The sequence below is a fragment of the Pseudarthrobacter sp. J1763 genome (assembly GCF_050490295.1).
Classification (GTDB): domain Bacteria; phylum Actinomycetota; class Actinomycetes; order Actinomycetales; family Micrococcaceae; genus JBNPEO01.
In genome coordinates, this window is sequence record NZ_JBNPEN010000001.1 from 1 (window position 1) to 16,808 (window position 16,808).

Annotated in this window: 14 protein-coding genes, 1 tRNA gene and 3 pseudogenes; 14 read left to right on the forward strand and 4 right to left on the reverse strand. The window is 58.1% G+C overall.

Annotation, left to right across the window (positions count from 1 at the left end; translation table 11 throughout):
• Both ACQQCD_RS00005 and ACQQCD_RS00010 read left to right on the forward strand, forming a co-directional pair.
• Nucleotides 1-1,173: sensor histidine kinase (locus ACQQCD_RS00005; RefSeq protein ID WP_430266349.1), on the forward strand; the 1,173-nt coding region annotated here is incomplete at its 5' end.
• Nucleotides 1,170-1,382, forward strand: a pseudogene (locus ACQQCD_RS00010) (response regulator transcription factor); the annotation flags it as partial. The gene ACQQCD_RS00005 and the pseudogene ACQQCD_RS00010, both read left to right, overlap by 4 nt.
• Before the next feature lie 16 nt (nt 1,383-1,398).
• Here the strand turns inward: ACQQCD_RS00010 and ACQQCD_RS00015 are convergent.
• A pseudogene (locus ACQQCD_RS00015) lies at nt 1,399-2,663 on the reverse strand (IS110 family transposase).
• 182 nt (nt 2,664-2,845) lie between these two features.
• Here ACQQCD_RS00015 and ACQQCD_RS00020 point away from each other — a divergent pair.
• Nucleotides 2,846-4,015: pseudogene (locus ACQQCD_RS00020) on the forward strand (sensor histidine kinase); the annotation flags it as partial.
• Nucleotides 4,012-4,683 carry a LuxR C-terminal-related transcriptional regulator gene (locus ACQQCD_RS00025; RefSeq protein WP_430266350.1) on the forward strand — a complete coding sequence of 224 codons (672 nt, stop codon included), beginning with the start codon at nt 4,012-4,014 and terminating at the stop codon, nt 4,681-4,683. The pseudogene ACQQCD_RS00020 and the gene ACQQCD_RS00025, both read left to right, overlap by 4 nt.
• A gap of 121 nt (nt 4,684-4,804) precedes the next feature.
• On the opposite strand, the gene ACQQCD_RS00030 is transcribed toward ACQQCD_RS00025, so the two are convergent.
• Nucleotides 4,805-6,022 carry a pyridoxal phosphate-dependent aminotransferase gene (locus ACQQCD_RS00030; RefSeq protein ID WP_430266351.1) on the reverse strand — a complete coding sequence of 406 codons (1,218 nt, stop codon included), beginning with the start codon at nt 6,020-6,022 and terminating at the stop codon, nt 4,805-4,807.
• Between the two features lie 240 nt (nt 6,023-6,262).
• On the opposite strand from ACQQCD_RS00030, the gene ACQQCD_RS00035 reads away from it, so the two are divergent.
• From ACQQCD_RS00035 to ACQQCD_RS00080, 10 genes are all read left to right on the forward strand, one after another.
• A tRNA-Trp gene (locus tag ACQQCD_RS00035) sits at nt 6,263-6,335 on the forward strand.
• Nucleotides 6,336-6,473: 138 nt separating this feature from the next.
• Nucleotides 6,474-6,731 (forward strand): preprotein translocase subunit SecE, encoded by a 258-nt coding sequence (gene secE / locus ACQQCD_RS00040; RefSeq protein ID WP_430266352.1) that lies wholly within the window; start codon nt 6,474-6,476, stop codon nt 6,729-6,731.
• 117 nt (nt 6,732-6,848) lie between these two features.
• Nucleotides 6,849-7,658, forward strand: coding sequence for a transcription termination/antitermination protein NusG (gene nusG / locus ACQQCD_RS00045; protein ID WP_430266353.1), 810 nt, complete (start codon nt 6,849-6,851; stop codon nt 7,656-7,658).
• Between the two features lie 133 nt (nt 7,659-7,791).
• Complete coding sequence (gene rplK / locus ACQQCD_RS00050; RefSeq protein WP_430266354.1) at nt 7,792-8,220, forward strand: 50S ribosomal protein L11; 429 nt, start codon at nt 7,792-7,794, stop codon at nt 8,218-8,220.
• A gap of 133 nt (nt 8,221-8,353) precedes the next feature.
• Nucleotides 8,354-9,061 (forward strand): 50S ribosomal protein L1, encoded by a 708-nt coding sequence (rplA, locus tag ACQQCD_RS00055; protein ID WP_430266355.1) that lies wholly within the window; start codon nt 8,354-8,356, stop codon nt 9,059-9,061.
• A 179-nt stretch (nt 9,062-9,240) separates the two neighbouring features.
• A complete protein-coding gene (locus ACQQCD_RS00060; protein ID WP_430266356.1) occupies nt 9,241-10,353 on the forward strand; it encodes a GNAT family N-acetyltransferase in 1,113 nt (370 codons plus the stop codon).
• Nucleotides 10,343-11,458 (forward strand): GNAT family N-acetyltransferase, encoded by a 1,116-nt coding sequence (locus ACQQCD_RS00065; protein ID WP_430266357.1) that lies wholly within the window; start codon nt 10,343-10,345, stop codon nt 11,456-11,458. The genes ACQQCD_RS00060 and ACQQCD_RS00065 overlap by 11 nt, the downstream gene beginning before the upstream one ends.
• A gap of 333 nt (nt 11,459-11,791) precedes the next feature.
• On the forward strand, nt 11,792-12,379 hold the full coding sequence (gene rplJ, locus ACQQCD_RS00070; RefSeq protein ID WP_430266358.1) for a 50S ribosomal protein L10: 588 nt from the start codon (nt 11,792-11,794) through the stop codon (nt 12,377-12,379).
• Nucleotides 12,380-12,439: 60 nt separating this feature from the next.
• On the forward strand, nt 12,440-12,814 hold the full coding sequence (gene rplL / locus ACQQCD_RS00075; protein ID WP_430266359.1) for a 50S ribosomal protein L7/L12: 375 nt from the start codon (nt 12,440-12,442) through the stop codon (nt 12,812-12,814).
• 286 nt (nt 12,815-13,100) lie between these two features.
• Nucleotides 13,101-14,942: a bifunctional metallophosphatase/5'-nucleotidase gene (locus tag ACQQCD_RS00080; protein WP_430266360.1), complete on the forward strand. Its 1,842-nt coding sequence runs from the start codon at nt 13,101-13,103 to the stop codon at nt 14,940-14,942.
• A gap of 106 nt (nt 14,943-15,048) precedes the next feature.
• Here ACQQCD_RS00080 and ACQQCD_RS00085 read toward each other — a convergent pair whose 3' ends face one another.
• The gene (locus ACQQCD_RS00085; RefSeq protein WP_430266361.1) at nt 15,049-15,525 is read right to left on the reverse strand and encodes an aminoacyl-tRNA deacylase; all 477 of its coding nucleotides are present in this window, start codon (nt 15,523-15,525) and stop codon (nt 15,049-15,051) included.
• Between the two features lie 9 nt (nt 15,526-15,534).
• Nucleotides 15,535-16,734, reverse strand: a complete 1,200-nt coding sequence (locus ACQQCD_RS00090) for an acetyl-CoA C-acetyltransferase (protein ID WP_430266362.1) — start codon at nt 16,732-16,734, stop codon at nt 15,535-15,537.
• Between the last annotated feature and the right edge of the window lie 74 nt (nt 16,735-16,808).

Consider the following 16,808-nt stretch of genomic DNA (forward strand, 5'->3'; position numbering starts at 1 on the left):
GGGTGGCTCTGGATTTTGGTGCCTACAGCCGATGAAGCTGCCAAGCCAAATGCCAAACGGCCAGCGTCCCCCATTGCTCCAACGGTGAGTTCTCCGGGATTCGCTTCGCACGTTGGCGCTACACCTGGCTCATATTCCTCGACTTCGGGCGCAGCTGGTGTCTCCGGCGCATCGTGGACGCGCACCTGGAACAAAGTTCGTCACGGCAAGGAAATCCTGCTGGGCGCCGGGCTCATTCTGGTTGGAACAATCTTGATCGCCCGCCAATTCGGAGTGGATGTTCCTCTGGGAACGTTGATCCCTGCGCTCGCCATCCTTGCTGGTGCCGCAATCGCGTGGATTCAGCTAGACGAAACCCGCCGATCCGGTCTCGTGGACAAAACCAAAGCGAACCAAGCCGGTGGCTGGGCCCGACTCGGTGCGGGTTTGGCGTTGGTCATTGCCGGTGTCCTAGTGATCGTTTCAGGATCAGGCTCTTGGGAACAAAGCGGCGTAGCTCTACTGGCTTCAGTCGCCGTTCTGGGCGGCGTGGCACTTGTGCTTTTGCCGTGGGGACTGAAGTTTTGGCGCGACCTAGAAGCCGAACGAGCAGGGCGAGTACGCGAGACCGAACGGGCGGAAATTGCGGCCCACCTCCATGATTCGGTTCTTCAAACCTTGGCGCTCATTCAACGAAGGGCTGGGAACGAGCAAGACGTCGCCCGCTTGGCGAGAGCCCAAGAACGTGAACTGCGCGAGTGGCTGTTCCGTGACTCAGCCAAAGATGCTGCGGAATTTGGTGAGCAGCTCAAAGCCTTTGCCGCCGAAGTGGAGGACGCCCACGGAGTCCAAATCGACGTCGTTCTTGTGGGGCAGGCCACCACCACCGAACCGTATGAAGCGCTCTTGCAATCAGCGCGAGAAGCCATGCTGAACGCCGCCCGGCATGCTGGCGGCGCCATCAGTGTCTACGCAGAAACCTCGGACACGGGCACGCAGATTTTCGTCAAAGACCGTGGTCCCGGTTTTGATCAAAACGCAGTTCCAGCCGATCGGATGGTTGTACGTGAATCGATTGTGGGCCGAATGAAACGCCATGGCGGAACAGCCGAGATCGTGAGTGGAAGTGACGGCACTGAAGTTCGACTCAGCTTGCCCGCTACACCGCCAGAGAAGAACGAAGGAGCAGCATGAGCGAGCCCGTTACGCCGCGGAACCGTCGGGTGAGAGTAGTCGTTGTGGATGATCACGCCATCTTCCGCTCGGGCCTCAAAGCTGATCTAGACGAAGGCATCGAGGTGGTCGGTGAAGCAGCCAGCGTGGAACAGGCCATCGCAGTGATTACGGCATCGAAACCAGAAGTGGTGCTCCTTGATGTCCACTTGCCAGGTGGTCTGGGGGGTGCCTCTATGGTTTTCGTCAAGTGGCCGAGGGCAGTCGCGGTTCGTAGAAGGTGCCGTCCCTGAGCATTGCGAAGAGGGTGTCGCAGCGGCGGCGTGCCAGGGCGATGAGTGCTTGGTTGTGACGCTTCCCTTCGGCGCGTTTCCGGTCGTAGTAGACCCTCGATGGCGGGTCCTTCAGAGCGGCGAAGGCCGAGAGGAACAGGGCTCTTTTGAGGACCTTGTTGCCTTTTCTGGATGGATGATCGCCGCGAATGGAAGAGCCGGATCGCCAAGTCACCGGGGCCAGCCCCGCATAGGACGCCAGGTGCCCTGCGGTGGCGAAGTCTTTGCCGACGACTTCGGTGAGGATCCGTGCCGCGGTCCTGACGCCCACCGCCGGCAGCGACGTCAGGACCGGATGAAGAGGGTGTGCCTCCACGAGGGCTTCAACCTGAACGAAGACGGTGTCCCGGGATTCGTGGATGTCGGCGAGCATCCGTGCCAGCTGTGGGAGCACAATCGTGGCAGCATTCGTCCCGACCACTGTGACCGTCTGCTGGTCCAGGGCCTCGATGATCTCGCCGGCAAGGCGTTCACCCATCCGGGGCGCGAGCTTTGTCAGCCGGTTCCCGATCCGGCGCCTGCCCGCGTGGCGGAGCGCTTCGGGCGTCGGCCAGGTGCGCAGCAGATCCAGCACGGCAGGATGATCCAGGCGCGGCCCCAGCACGCGCTCCAGTGCGGGATGGATCTGGGTCAGCAGGCCCCGAATCCTGTTCGATGTCGCGGTGGCCTGCTTCGCCAGGTCGTCATCGAAGCCGCAGAGCATGGTCAGTTCGGCGAGCTGCTCGTCTCCGATCTGAAGGGAACGCAGCGTGTGGGGCATGGTGCGGGCCGCTTCGGCGATGATGAACGCATCCCGGGCATCGGTTTTCGCCTCTCCCGGGTGCAGGTCAGCGATCCGGCGCATCGCCAGCCCGGGCAGGTAGCCGACGGTGACGCCGGCCGCCTGGGCGACCGCGACCGGGAGTGCGCCGATGGTGGCGGGCTGGTCCACGACCAGAAGGATGCTGCCGTGCCTGGCCAGCGAGGAAAGTATCTCGCGCAGTCTAGCTTCGTCGTTCGGCAGGGCCTTGTCGAAAAGCTTCTTCCCTGCCCGGTCCAGTGCCACGGCGTGGTGTTCGCCCTTGCCGACATCCAGACCGATGAAGACCTCAATGCTCCCGTGGTTCCCGATCATCTGTACCTCCCAGTCCCAGCAGCTGATAGTAGTGCTGGACTGTCCGCGGTGTCAGAGCCCGGCATCCACGTTACGCACGACGATCCCACACTGTCCTGCCTCTATTAGCGGTCTCTCCGGCACCTGCCGGGCCCCGGTGACAACACCCCCCGGATCATTGACGACTGGGGGCGGCAATCATGCCGGGGCCGGCAGGCCAGCACACCCTTATCCTGCAACAGGAACGGGCTACGAAAAAGGTAACGGGTGGCTCTGGATTTTGGTGCCTACAGCCGATGAAGCTGCCAAGCCAAATGCCAAACGGCCAGCGTCCCCCATTGCTCCAACGGTGAGTTCTCCGGGATTCGCTTCGCACGTTGGCGCTACACCTGGCTCATATTCCTCGACTTCGGGCGCAGCTGGTGTCTCCGGCGCATCGTGGACGCGCACCTGGAACAAAGTTCGTCACGGCAAGGAAATCCTGCTGGGCGCCGGGCTCATTCTGGTTGGAACAATCTTGATCGCCCGCCAATTCGGAGTGGATGTTCCTCTGGGAACGTTGATCCCTGCGCTCGCCATCCTTGCTGGTGCCGCAATCGCGTGGATTCAGCTAGACGAAACCCGCCGATCCGGTCTCGTGGACAAAACCAAAGCGAACCAAGCCGGTGGCTGGGCCCGACTCGGTGCGGGTTTGGCGTTGGTCATTGCCGGTGTCCTAGTGATCGTTTCAGGATCAGGCTCTTGGGAACAAAGCGGCGTAGCTCTACTGGCTTCAGTCGCCGTTCTGGGCGGCGTGGCACTTGTGCTTTTGCCGTGGGGACTGAAGTTTTGGCGCGACCTAGAAGCCGAACGAGCAGGGCGAGTACGCGAGACCGAACGGGCGGAAATTGCGGCCCACCTCCATGATTCGGTTCTTCAAACCTTGGCGCTCATTCAACGAAGGGCTGGGAACGAGCAAGACGTCGCCCGCTTGGCGAGAGCCCAAGAACGTGAACTGCGCGAGTGGCTGTTCCGTGACTCAGCCAAAGATGCTGCGGAATTTGGTGAGCAGCTCAAAGCCTTTGCCGCCGAAGTGGAGGACGCCCACGGAGTCCAAATCGACGTCGTTCTTGTGGGGCAGGCCACCACCACCGAACCGTATGAAGCGCTCTTGCAATCAGCGCGAGAAGCCATGCTGAACGCCGCCCGGCATGCTGGCGGCGCCATCAGTGTCTACGCAGAAACCTCGGACACGGGCACGCAGATTTTCGTCAAAGACCGTGGTCCCGGTTTTGATCAAAACGCAGTTCCAGCCGATCGGATGGTTGTACGTGAATCGATTGTGGGCCGAATGAAACGCCATGGCGGAACAGCCGAGATCGTGAGTGGAAGTGACGGCACTGAAGTTCGACTCAGCTTGCCCGCTACACCGCCAGAGAAGAACGAAGGAGCAGCATGAGCGAGCCCGTTACGCCGCGGAACCGTCGGGTGAGAGTAGTCGTTGTGGATGATCACGCCATCTTCCGCTCGGGCCTCAAAGCTGATCTAGACGAAGGCATCGAGGTGGTCGGTGAAGCAGCCAGCGTGGAACAGGCCATCGCAGTGATTACGGCATCGAAACCAGAAGTGGTGCTCCTTGATGTCCACTTGCCAGGTGGTCTGGGGGGAGGCGGACGCGAAGTTCTCAATGGGTGCCTTGCACTCCTAGGCGAAGTCCGATTCTTGGCCCTGAGCGTTTCCGATGCCGCCGAAGACGTGGTCTCCGTTATTCGATCCGGCGCTCGCGGCTATGTCACAAAAACCATTTCAGGCGCAGAAATTTCAGATGCCGTTCGCAGAATCTCCGACGGTGACGCAGTGTTTTCGCCACGATTGGCTGGGTTTGTTCTAGATGCCTTCGGGACAGTACCAGCGGAGATCGCGGATGACGAGCTAGACAAACTTTCAGCGCGAGAACTTGAAGTGATGCGGTTGATTGCTCGCGGTTACAGCTACAAAGAAGTGGCTAAAGAGCTGTTCATTTCGATTAAAACTGTGGAAACACACGTCTCAGCGGTACTGCGAAAGTTGCAGCTCTCCAACCGTCACGAGCTCAGCAAATGGGCTGCAGACCGCCGCTTGCTTTAGCAGCGATGTGACAGTTCCAGTTTTTTATTCCACTTTTCCGGAACGCTCCCGCACCAAGGCGAGGGAGCGTTCCGGTTTTTCTTGGAGCAAGTGAGCGAGTGTCGTACTTGGTGGCGCCGTATTACTTAGCGGTGCCCAGGAAGTCCTGCAAACGGCGCACACCTTCGGCAAGGTCTTCGTCACCCAGCGCGTAGCTCAAGCGAACAAAGCCCGAGGGGCCAAATGCTTCGCCCGGGACTACAGCCACTTCAACTTCGTCCAGAATCAACGAGGCCAACTCGGCAGAGGTTGTAGGAGTCGCAGTTCCAGCAGCAGTCTTGAACTCCTTACCCAGCAGGCCGCGGACGTCTGCGTAGACGTAAAAGGCGCCCTTCGGCGTCGGACATTCAACACCTTCAATGGCGTTCAAACCAGCAACAATCGCCTTGCGGCGGCGGTCAAAGGCCACCTTCATCTCATCCACTGCCGTCAACGGGCCCGAGACCGCAGCGAGGGCCGCGATCTGCATAATGTTGGAGACGTTGGAGGTGGCGTGGGACTGCAAGTTGGTTGCGGCCTTGATCACGTCCAGCGGGCCAATCATCCATCCCACACGCCAACCGGTCATGGCGTAAGTTTTTGCCACACCGTTGAGGATGACCACTTTGTCGCCTAGCTCAGGGGCTGCGGTGGCAATCGAGGTGAAGGGAACGCCGTCGTACGTCAGGTGTTCGTAGATTTCATCGGTGACCACCCACAGGCCCTTGGAAGCAGCCCAGCGGCCAATCGCTGCCACTTGCTCGGGGCTGTAGACCGAGCCGGTGGGGTTGGACGGGGAAACAAACAGCAAGATTTTGGTTTTTTCGGTGAGCGCCGCTTCGAGCTGCCCAATCGAAACCAAGTAATCCTGCTCGGGGCCAGCGAAAACTTCTACCGGAACACCGCCGGCCAAACGAATGGCCTCCGGGTACGTGGTCCAGAAGGGTGTGGGAACAATTACTTCGTCTCCCGGATCAACCAAGGTCGCGAAAGTGTTGTAGACGGCTTGTTTACCGCCGTTGGTGACAAGAACCTGGGCCGGATCAACCTGGTAGCCAGAATCCCGGAGCGTCTTTTCCGCAATGGCTTTTTTCAGTTCAGGAAGCCCGCCAGCGGGGGAGTAGCGGTGAAACTTGGGCTGCTTCGCGGCTTCAACGGCGGCCTCCACAATGTAGCCGGGTGTGGGGAAGTCAGGCTCACCCGCACCAAAACCGATGACGGGCCGGCCAGCTGCCTTGAGGGCTTTGGCCTTAGCGTCAACGGCAAGCGTCGCTGACTCGGCAATGGCGGAGATCCGGCGGGAAACACGGGCTGCAGTCATCACGATTCCATTTCTGGTGGGACTCGAGGGTGGTCGATTCGACACAACCAACTCTATGCTGGCAAGGCGGGTTCGACGTAGCCGGAGAAGTTGCGTAGACTTATTCCTCGGTGTTGAAAACGCCACGATGGTTTGCGCCTGAGAATCGGTGCATAAATCATTTTGTATCTCGTATACGATTGATTGACGTTCCGCCCGGGAAGCTGGTTGGACAAACACCGGAGTGGTAGTTCGCTCCATAGGGTAGTGGCGCAATTGGTAGCGCAGCGGTCTCCAAAACCGCAGGTTGCAGGTTCGAGTCCTGTCTGCCCTGCGCATGGTTGTCACGGCATGTAGATATGCCGAAGCAAGCACAACTAGTGCAATGAGCAAAGTAATCGGGGCCCGATTGGGTTTCGGTTGAATACATTCCCCAAAGGGAATGGATCACAACAGATGAGTGAGGATCACGGTGACCGATACAGCTGCCCGCAGCTCCAAGGGTCGTCCCGCGAAGCCTAGTTTCTTCGCTCGCATCGCTCTGTTCTTCCGCCAAGTCATTGGTGAATTGAAGAAGGTTGTGACCCCCACCCGCTCGGAATTGATCAATTACACGCTCGTTGTGTTGGTATTCGTTGTGATCATGATGATCATCGTCACTCTGCTGGATCTGGCTTTTGGCACAGGTGTTGGCTGGGTCTTCGGTGGCTCAGGATCGCTGGACAACTAGCTAAAACTGTCCGCAGGCCGCGCGCAAAACACTGAAATTTCAGGTGAAAATGCGGGGTCTGTGGAATTGAGCCATTTAACAGGGCATAAAATGCAATTTGAGGAAGCAGGAGACCAAGTGTCTGAGCAGGAGCTCGAGGTAACCGAGACTGAGCAGGATGAGACCACGTCTGTAGCGGCTGAAGCTGGTACTGACGCAGAGTCGGAGTCTGCTGCGCCCGAAACCGCGGAAGATACTGAGGTCGCCGAGGAAACTGAAGTTTCCGAGGACCAAGACGCAGTAGAGGACGACGCCGATGCGTTGGCTGCCGCTGCAGCCGTCGCTCCCGTTGACCCCGCGGAGGAGTTCAAAGCCAAGCTTCGCCGCCAAGAGGGTGACTGGTACGTCATTCACTCTTACGCAGGCTACGAAAACCGCGTTAAGACCAACCTTGAGACTCGTATCCAGACCTTGGACATGGAAGATTACATCTTCGAAATCCAGGTTCCCATGGAAGAAGTTGTTGAGATCAAGAACGCTCAGCGCAAGGTCATCAACCGCGTTCGTATCCCCGGCTACGTATTGGTTCGTATGGACCTGACTGACGCATCGTGGGGTGCAGTTCGCCACACGCCAGGTGTAACCGGCTTTGTGGGTAACGCTCACAATCCCGTACCGCTGCGTTTGAACGAAGTTTTCTCCATGCTCGCTCCGGTATTCGAAGAATCGCAGGCAGAAAAGGGTTCGCCCATCAAGCAGCCTTCGGCTCAGGTGGATGTGGACTTCGAGATCGGCGAGTCCGTCATTGTGAAGGAAGGTCCGTTCGAGACCCTCAACGCAACGATCTCCGAGATCAAGCCCGAGTCTCAGACTTTGGTGGTTTTGGTTTCGATCTTCGAGCGCGAAACTCCTGTAACCCTCGCATTCAACCAGGTCACCAAGATCTAGTTGAACCACAGTTTTCGCTCCATAACCGTGTTGCTTTAGCGGTTGCGGAAGCGTTCGGTCGCCTCGCCATGGCGGCCACCCAGCTAAGGCGCACTCCTGTTCCTTAGTAAGTTATTGAGAGAAGGACCCTACATTGGCTCCCAAGAAGAAGGTCACCGGCCTCATCAAGCTGCAGATCCAGGCAGGTGCCGCTAACCCGGCTCCTCCGATTGGTCCCGCGCTTGGTCAGCACGGTGTCAACATCATGGAATTCTGCAAGGCCTACAACGCGGCAACGGAAGCCCAGCGCGGCAACGTTATCCCGGTTGAGATCACCGTGTACGAAGACCGTTCATTTACGTTCATTACCAAGACCCCCCCGGCTGCAGAGCTCATCAAAAAGGCTGCAGGCGTTGCAAAGGGTTCGGCTACCCCGCACACCGTTAAGGTTGCCAAGCTGACCCAGGCACAGGTTGAAGAAATCGCAACCACCAAGATGGAAGATCTGAACGCCAACGATGTCAAGGCTGCCGCCAAGATCATCGCCGGTACCGCTCGTTCCATGGGTATCACTGTCGAGTAATTGACACTCAGCTTTACCCTTGCCGGACTTCCGGCGAATCGAAAATTAGAGTGTTGGGCATCTTTGGATGGCCAACTGTGGCAGGGCCCAGCGCGGTCCGCGGACCACAACTGCACAAGGAGAAACAAGCAGCATGGCAAAGCGCAGCAAAGCATATGAGGCAGCCGTAGCCAAGATCGAGGCAGACAAGTTCTACGCCCCGTTCGAGGCCATTACGCTCGCCAAGGACACCAACCCGTCCAAGTTCGACGCGACCGTTGAGGTTGCTTTCCGTTTGGGTGTTGACCCTCGTAAGGCTGACCAGATGGTTCGCGGTACTGTCAACCTCCCGCACGGTACCGGTAAGACCGCCCGTGTTTTGGTTTTCGCAACCGGTGACAAGGCTGAAGCAGCAATCGCTGCCGGCGCCGACTTCGTTGGTTCCGATGACCTGATCGAAAAGATCCAGGGCGGCTGGACAGACTTCGACGCAGCCGTAGCAACCCCTGACCTCATGGGTAAGGTTGGCCGCTTGGGTAAGGTTCTTGGTCCTCGTAACCTCATGCCGAACCCCAAGACCGGTACGGTTACCCCCGATGTAGCCAAGGCTGTGAATGACATCAAGGGCGGTAAGATCGACTTCCGCGTTGACAAGCACTCCAACCTGCACTTCATCATCGGCAAGGTGTCCTTCGACGCTCTCAAGCTGGCCGAGAACTACGCAGCAGCATTGGAAGAGGTGCTTCGTTTGAAGCCGTCCGCTTCCAAGGGCCGCTACATCCAGAAGGCTACGGTTTCCACCACCTTCGGTCCGGGCATCTCCGTTGACCCGAACGTTACCCGCGTGGTGACTGAGGCTTAAGTCTCACTTTTAGTGAAAGACCCGCTGGCATCTGCCAGCGGGTCTTTTTCTTTTTGCACGGGTTCTGTTGGGCGGGGCTCTTTTGGCCGGACTGTTTTGGCCGGGCACCGGTGGAAGTCACGCTCGCTCTATTGCTCGATGTGACTTGAGATCGAGTGGCTCGCCGTTAGGCTGACTGGATGGATGCGCATGGGGTAGTGATCGAGGAGCTGAAACTTCCAGAGACAGTTGGCAGTACGGATGCCGGCGCCTTTTTGGAGTTTAGCGCGCTCACTGACGCGCTGGTGATTGAAACCTGGGGCAGTCTTGATCGTGCTACGCCCATTACCCAGCGGCTTGCAAGCTGGAAGCCTAATGAATATTGGGAATTGAAATTCTGTTTTGTCCGAGTTCAGGGGCAGATGGTCGCCAGGGCGTGGATAATGTTTTCGCTTCAGGACAATCTTGACTCGTGCTACCTCCAAGTCGACGTCCTGCAAGCCTTCCAAGGCCGCGGCCTGGGCAAGATGCTTCTGGACCATGTTGAGGCGGTGGCTGAACAGCGCGGTCGGCATGTGCTGATGGGTTCCTCGGGACACCAAGCCACTTTTGATCCCGACGCCGATGGCTTACTTTCCGCCTCTACCGGCAGCGGCGGACTACCCAAGAACAGCCGCGCCGTACGGTTCGCTCTTACCTCTGGCTACCGGCTAGAACAACCCGAGCGGGTGAGTGCCCTAGAATTCGGTTCTGGCGCTGAGGCCCTGTGGGACCAGCTGGAAGCTGATGCCCTTGCCATAGTGGGGGACAGCTTTGAACTCTTGCACTGGGTAGACGAGTGTCCGGAGGAGTTTGTAGATCAAATGGCTGTGCTGATGTCCAAGATGAGCACCGATGCACCGGCTGGTGGGGTGCAGCTTGAGGCGGAACTATGGGATGCACAGCGGGTGCGTCGAGTAGAACAAGTTGCCAAGGGCGGTGGTGTGACATCTCTGGTGAGTGCTGCTCGGCATGTGGCCACTGGAGAATTGGCAGCGTACACGGTGCTTGAGATCAGTAGCGAGGCGCCCAACGTGGCCAAACAAGATGACACCTTGGTTGCCGCGGGGTACCGCGGGAATCGCTTGGGTGTTCTGGTGAAGTTGCTGAACCTGAGGCGTTTGCGCGCCAATTATCCGCGCGTTGTCCAAATTGTCACAGAGAATGCTGCTGAGAACAGCTACATGCTCAATATCAATATCGCCCTGGGGTTCTGTCCATCTGGATACTCCGGGGAATGGCAAAAAGTTGTGGAGCAAGCCCGTGAACAGTGAGCTGAAAATCGAACAACTGTGGATCCCGGATTCCCTTGAGGATCCGGATGCTGAAGACTTCCTAGCTGCCGTAGAAGTGGCTAGGAAAGTTCGTATGCAAACGTGGGGCACCGACGATCTGGCATACACGCCAATCGAAAAACTATTGGAAGCTCATGATCCTTATGATCGGCTGATTGTTTTGGTGGCCAAGTTGGACGGGCAGATCGTTGGGGTGGTAGATATTTCCTTGCCGTTGGTGGACAACTCTGATCTCGCCGAGCTCACACTGGATATCCTGCCGGACTACCAGCACCGGGGCCTCGGGCGGGAATTGGTGGAAGCCGCAGAACTCTACGCTCGGGCCGAAGGGCGGCGCATGATTCTGGTGGATACGAACCACCCCCTAGCGTCGCTTCCGGACCTTGAAGCCGAGCAGCTACCGCCGGAAACGGGGGCCGGGTATGTTCCCTTGAGTAGCCGTGAGGCCAACTTTGCGCGCCGGACTGGATACACCCTTGAGCGGATCGAGCAGTTCAGCGCCTGTAATCTACCGTTGGACTCGGCCCTGATCGCTGAGCTGGAACTTGAAGCTGACCAAGCCAACGATGATCGGTACCGCCTTCACCACTGGACTGATCATTGCCCACAGAGGTGGCTCAACGCCGTCGCCCAGTTAGAGAATTCGGTGGGTGAAGACGGACGGTACCTCGGAGCCGATTCTGAGCAGATGACTTTTGATTCTTCGATGATGCGTGAAACCGAAGAACTCTCAATAGCGCAGGGGCGGCGCATGGTGGTTACCGCCGTCGAACATATTAACTCGGGTGCGCTAGTTGGAATCACAACTATCGCTGTCCTCGCGCACCGGCAGGACGTGGTCTTTCAAGACGATACTCAGATACTGGAGGAGCATCGCGGCAACAAGCTGGGATTGCTGATTAAAGTAGCCAACATGGAGCGCTTGTGCGAGCAGTTTCCGGACGCGCGGGTGATTTACACCTGGAACGCTCTCGAAAACAGGTACTTGCTGACCGTAAACCGGCAACTGGGCTTCGTGTCAGCGGGCGTCACCGGGATCTGGCAAAAGGAATTGCCGGATTTCTCGCCGGCAACTACGTCTTAACCCTCGGTGCGGGAGACCGGGCCTTTGATTTGGCGCTGCTCGGCCTCTCAGCTAAGCTTGAAGAACCAAAGACCGTCGGTTATTTGGAAATTCACCCCAGATGTTATGACACAACCGTGTGCGCATGCCGCTGGGAACCGTGAATTTTCAATCGAAGGCCCCTAACTTTAAGGGCGGCCGGCGCAGGTGAACGAAGCAACGCTCCATTCTTGAAAGAGAATGTTGAGCCAAGCCCCGTGCATCTGCGCGGGGCGTTTTTAGTTTGTGCGCACATGCGTTAGCCCATCCGGGCGGGGACCAGCAATACTGACTTTATTCCCCGGAAGGAGGGTTATGACAACGCCGAACAAGGTGACCGCAGTTTCTGAGATCACCACCGATTTCAACGAATCGAACGCCGCTGTTCTGACCGAATACCGTGGGCTCTCTGTTGCACAGCTCAAAGAGCTGCGTCGTTCGCTCGGCCAGGACAACAAGTACTCGGTCGTCAAGAACACCCTGACCGCAATTGCAGCCAAGGAAGCTGGTGTCGAAGCATTCGACGGTCAGCTTTCCGGACCTACTGCTATTGCCTTCATCAAGGGCGACGCTGTTGCTGCCGCAAAGAGCCTGACGGACTTTGCCAAGGCCAACAAGCAGCTGGTCATCAAGACCGGTTACTTCGAGGGCAAGGCATTGGACGCCAGCGAGGTTGCCGCACTGGCAGCTCTCGAGTCCCGCGAACTGCAGTTGGCCAAGGTTGCTGGTGTCCTCAAGGCACCTGCTGCTGCTGCTGCACGCATCATTGATGCACTGCGCCTCAAGCTTGAAGAAGAAGGCGGCGCTCCGGCTCCCGCTGCTGAGGAAGCTCCGGCTACCGAAGCTGCAGCCGAAGAAGCTCCCGCTGAAGAAGCTGCTGAAGCAGCTACCGAAGAGAACTAATTCTCTTCTCTCTCATCAAATTCTTGGTGCGCAGGCACCAACCAAAGGAAGGACGCCAACATGGCGAAGCTCAGCAACGAAGAGCTCATTGAAGCTTTCAAGGAATTGACCATCATCGAGCTCTCCGAGTTCGTTAAGCTCTTCGAAGAGACCTTCGAAGTTACCGCTGCTGCTGTTGCAGTTGCTGGCCCGGCTGGCGCCGCTGCTGCTGAAGAGGAAGAGAAGACTGCATTCGACGTCATCCTCGAAGCTGCTGGCGACAAGAAGATCGCAGTGATCAAGGAAGTTCGTGCAATCACTTCCTTGGGCCTGAAGGAAGCTAAGGACCTCGTTGACGGTGCTCCCAAGGCTGTGCTGGAAGGCGCAACCAAGGACGCTGCTGACAAGGCCAAGGAGCAGCTCGAAGCTGCCGGCGCAACCGTTACGGTCAAGTAGTCGATTCCGTTTCACTCAAAACCCCGTCCACTTCGGTGGACGGGGTTTTTTGTTGTCTCCTCGGCGGCGCCTCCCTCGCCGAATGGGTAGATAAAGCTCTTTTGCCCGGCGCCAAAGGGACATTATCTACCCACTCGGCGAAGGTTAACCGCAAGTGAAAGATTGCTATCCGATGCCTACCGATCCGCCGAAACCCTCGCTATCAGCGAGCTTCACTCCTAGACTGTCCAACGCAGCCGGAACAACCAGCCGCACAAAGACCTCGGTCCCACAGGAGCAAACCACCATGCACTCACCAGAGACGAAGATTAGCCGCAGAGCCATGATCACGGCAGCAGCAGTCGGCGGAACCACAGCAGCAGCAATTCTTGGAGCCGCACCAGCCCAAGCCGAGGCCAACGGCGGCCCAGCGGGGCACAACAAGAACTTCCGGCTAACAATCTTGGGCACAACGGATCTGCACAATAACGTTCTGAACTGGGACTACTTCAAAGACGCGCCGTACTCGGATAAAGCAGGGAACCAGATCGGTGTTGCCCAAGCCGCCTCCTTGATCCGTGCAGTTCGGGCTGAACGCGGTCACGCCAACACTCTGACCTTGGATGCCGGAGACATTATCCAAGGCACACCTCTGGCCTACTACTTTGCCAAGATCACTCCGGCTTCGAGCAGCGTCAAGCACCCCATGGCACTGGCCATGAACGCGGTAGGTTATGACGCCGTCGCGCTTGGAAACCACGAGTTTAACTACGGTATTGACCACTTGCGGACCTGGGAAAGCCAACTCACATTCCCAGTCCTGAGCGCCAACGTTCATAGCGCTACCACGGGGGCCAGGGCCTTTAAGCCGTACACACTCAAACGAGTCAAAACAGGCAATGGTTGGGTCACGGTGGGCCTAGTTGGTTTGGTTACCCCGGGCTGTGCCTTGTGGGACCGTGCCAACGTGGAAGGCAAGTTGACCTTCAACGGCATCGTGGAAGAAGCCAAAATAGTTATTCCGGAGGTCAAGCGAGCTGGGGCGGACATTGTGGTTGTCTCTTGCCACTCTGGCGCTACACCCGGGTCCTCCTACGGCGACGCATTGCCGTTCCCGGAGAACGCTTCAAGCCAATTGGCAGAAGAAGTGCCAGGAATTGACGCGATCCTGGTCGGCCACGCACACCAAGAAATTGCGGAACGTTTTGTCACGAACAAGACCACCGGGCAGCAAGTGCTCTTGAGTGAACCGCTGCGATGGGGCATGCGAGTAACCGTGATGGACTTGGACCTGATCAAGGACCGCGGCCAGTGGAAGGTCAACACAGCTCACGCACACCTTTTGGATTCGCGCACAGCTCCTGAAGATGCCGCAGTGGTTGCTGCAGTACGTTCCGGTCACGACGCCACAGTGAAATACGTCAACACTGTGATTGGCAATTCAACGGCAGCACTGACAACTAGAACGGCTTGCTGGGAAGACACGGCAGCTATTGATGCCATCAATTTTGTTCAGGCTTCCACCATCAAGGCGGAATTGGCTGGCGGACCAAACGCTGATCTGCCTGTCCTCTCAATTGCCGCTGCGTTTTCACGTGAAGTTGACGTCAAAGCTGGGGCGCTGACCATCCGGGACATTGCGGGCCTGTACATCTTCGACAACACTCTGCTGTCCATCAAGGTCACCGGTTCCCAAGTCAAGGATTACCTTGAGTGGTCTTCGCAGTATTACAAGACCGTCTCTTCAACCACCGTGCCAGCGGCGGACCTGACCAACGCAGTTACCAACCTGGCGCCCGCCGGGACACCTGACTACAACTACGACGTTGTGTACGGGCTCGACGGATCGCTGAGCTATGACATCGATGTAGCCAAGCCCAACGGCCAGCGGATTGTGGGCCTGAGCTACAACGGAGCCCCCATCGACCCGAAACAAGAATTTGCCATGGCGATTAACAACTACCGCCAGAGCGGCGGTGGGGGATTCCCGGGTGTCACTACCGCCCCGGTCCTGACGAACAGCCAACAAGAAATCCGCCAGCTCATCATCGACTACGTGGTGAACACCGGCACCTTGGACGCCGCTATTTTCGCCAAGACTGACTGGAAGCTCACGGTCAACGGAAGCCCCCTGACCGTCACCCCGTAGCCGGATAGAGTCCCAGAGAAAAACAGTTCAGCAAAAACAACCGAGTAAACACAAGGCGGGCTCCGGGGATACACCCGGAGCCCGCCTTCGTCAGACCCAATAAGAATTACATCGGCTCGCTAATGTCAGCAACCACAGCATCCAAGGACTCCAGCAGAGCATCAGCGTCCACAAATGCACTTCGCCCGTGCGCCCCGGCACCCAAGGAAATCCGTTTGCCCTGCATTGAAGCGTCAGCATAAACCGGCCAAGCGGTTGTGCTGCCCACCGGTGTGATGGTGCCGCGCTCGTATCCCGTGGCCTCGAGGGCAACCTCTGCCGGTGGAAGGGATAACTTGTTGACGCCCAATAGCGTGCGCAACTTCGGCCACGAAATTTGCCTGTCGCCCGGAATGAGCGCAAACAAGAACGAACCATCTTTGTGCTTGACCACCAGCGATTTCACAATCTCTGCCGGATCAATTCCCAGAAGTTCGGCCGCATGCTCAAGGCTCCGCGCAGCGGGCCTCTCCACAATCTCTATGTCCAGACCCCGCAGCTGAGCGTCCTCAACAAAGCGGCGTGCGCCGTCGTGGTTTTCCATGGTGACTACTTAGTCGCGGAAGAGCAGGAGCGCTTCGCCCTGACCGCCACCGCCACACAGCGCCACAGCAGCTTTACCGCCTCCACGTCGCTTGAGTTCGAATGCTGCGTGCACGGCCAGCCGGGCGCCTGAAGCGCCAAGTGGGTGGCCGATGGCAATGGCGCCACCGTGAATGTTGCACTTTTCCAGCGGGTAGTCGAGGTCCTTGAGTGACTGGACAGCTACCGCACCAAAGGCTTCGTTGATCTCAACAAAGTCCAGATCATCTATGCTCCAGCCAGCCTTCTTCAACGCACTGGAAATCGCATTTGCAGGCTGTGAGTGCAAAGAGTTATCCGGGCCCGCAACCTGACCCGGATCACCAAGCACTGCCAAGTATTCGAGCCCGTGGTCTTGAGCGTACGCCCGCGAGGTCAAGACCAACGCGGCAGCGCCATCAGAAAGCGGCGAGGAGTTACCGGCGGTAATCGTTCCATCGGCGGCAAAAGCCGGGCGCAGGGGAGCGAGCGAATCAACAGTGGTCTGTGGGCGCACACCCTCATCGGCGTCGAGCACTAGCGGTTCGCCCTTGCGCTGAGGCACTGTTATCGGTGCGATCTCGGCGGTGAATACGCCATCGGCCTGCGCGGCCGCCGCGCGCTGGTGGGAGGCCGCGGCAACTTCATCCTGAGCAATGCGGCTGATGCCCAGTGAGCCGTTGTTAGTCTCGGTGGACAGCCCCATGGACTGACCGTCGAAGGCGTCGGTGAGGCCGTCATGGGCAGCAACGTCCAAGGCCTCAATGGAGCCGTACGTCCAGCCTTGGCGGGAGCCAGGCAGCAAGTGCGGTGCGCGGGTCATGGACTCTTGGCCACCGGCAACCACGACGGCGGCCTCGCCGCTGCGGATTAATCTCGCCGCGTCGATCACGGCAGTGAGCCCGGAGAGGCAAACTTTGTTGATGGTCAGTGCCGGGACATCCCAGCCGATTCCGGCGGCAATGGCGCTCTGGCGGGCGGGGTTTTGACCTGTGCCAGCCTGAAGGACGTGGCCCATAATGACGGTGTCTACGTCCGCAACGTCAACGCGGGAGTTTTTCAAGGCTGCACGGATAGCATGTGCTCCGAGTTCGACTGCGGTAAAAGGTGCGAGTTGTCCATTGAGCCTGCCCAGCGGGGTGCGCGCGGCGGAAACGATGACAACGTCGTTGTTGTTTTCAGCGGTGCTCATGTGATGTAGCTCTTCCGTTCTTGATCCGTATATGGCCAGATTACCGCCCGGAACGGTGTGAGCTAAATGACATC